Genomic DNA, 1,567 nt, shown 5'->3' with positions numbered 1-1,567 from the left:
TAAGATATTGAAAGAGCGATTCGCTCATTTTGAAACTGACGATTCATTCACATGAATCATTTATATTAACGTGTTCCATTTGTTCAGTTTTCAAAGAACTTGCACCCGGCATTTTGAACATTTCGTCTCATGCACAGGAATTATAGAATAACACATTCTCTTTTGTTCGTCAACTCTTTTTTCAATCGTGATTTTCAACTTCATCACAACCTCGCGAGCGACAAGAAATAATATATCATGCCTATCTCCAACTTGCAACCCTTTTTTTAAAAATAAATGATTTATCTTTCACGCAAAGGTATTAATCGGTCTATATCTCATAGTTTTTGTAGAATGTTCATTGCACTGAAGCAGTAATACGAGTTATCGTAATCCATATCGAGTGCCCGGCTTAATATTATAGAAAGGAGCTGTTATGAGAAATCAATCAGCGTCTACCCTATCACAGGTAAATGTGACAGCCGGAGAGCAGCGCAATCTTCAGCAGGCCACAATCTACCGGATTCTGCTGGCCGTCGGTTTCGTCCACCTGTTCAACGACTCCATTCAAGCGGTTATCCCGGCTATTTTTCCTATCCTTAAGAGTAATATGCTGCTCTCCTTCGCCCAAATCGGATGGATCGCGTTTGCGCTCAACGTTACGTCTTCGGTTATTCAGCCGGTTATCGGCTACGCCGCAGACCGCCATCCGCGTCCGATCCTGCTTCCGCTCGGGATGGGCAGCACTTTAACGGGAGTTCTGCTGCTGGCCTATGCCAATAATTATGCCCTGGTGCTGCTCTCCGTTATTCTGATCGGGTTCGGATCGGCAACCTTTCATCCCGAAGGTATGCGTGTTGCACATATGGCGGCCGGTCTTAAAAAGGGCTTGTCTCAATCCATTTTTCAGGTTGGAGGCAACGCGGGACAGTCGCTCGGTCCGCTGCTGACGAAGTGGATTTTTATCCCGTTCGGGCAGATTGGCGCTTTGGGCTTTACGATCATTGCAGCCGCCGGTGTCGTGGTGCAGACCTATGTGGCCCGGTGGTACCGGGAGATGTTGGATGCAGGTTACACGTTCAGCAAAAAAACCGCGTCCCGCGCAATGGACCCCGCCAGAAGGAAAAGCATTTTGAGGGCAACAATCGTTCTGGTCTTAATCGTTTTTGTACGCTCATGGTACGGTCAGGCCATCGGAAGCTACTATGCGTTCTATTTAATGGAGAAATACGGTCTGGTGCTGGATAGCGCACAGAACTATATTTTTATGTACTTGGCTGCCGGAGCGCTTGGGACTCTCTTCGGAGGCCCGCTTGCGGACCGGTTCGGACGGCGGAATCTTATCCTGTTCTCTATGGTTGGAACGGTTCCGTTCGGGCTTGCGCTCCCGTTTGTAGGGCAATTTTGGGCAGGCGTACTGCTGCTGATCGGCGGATTTATCCTGCTGTCCAGTTTCTCGGTCACCGTCATTTATGCGCAAATGCTGTATCCCGGCAATATCGGCACCGTCTCCGGGCTAATTACCGGACTGGCTTTCGGCCTTGGCGGCATCGGCTCGCTGTTCATCGGTCATATAATCGATATTGTC

The 1,567-nt window shown here is 48.6% G+C and carries 1 protein-coding gene; it reads left to right on the top strand.

What is annotated here, in order from left to right:
* Nucleotides 1-415: 415 nt before the first annotated feature.
* The coding region (locus L691_RS0107945; RefSeq protein WP_025689861.1) for an MFS transporter at nt 416-1,567 on the top strand (1,152 nt) is incomplete at its 3' end.

The organism is Paenibacillus zanthoxyli JH29 (assembly GCF_000520715.1).
Classification (GTDB): Bacteria; Bacillota; Bacilli; order Paenibacillales; family Paenibacillaceae; genus Paenibacillus_AQ; species Paenibacillus_AQ zanthoxyli.
This window is presented reverse-complemented; position numbering and strand designations above follow the sequence as displayed.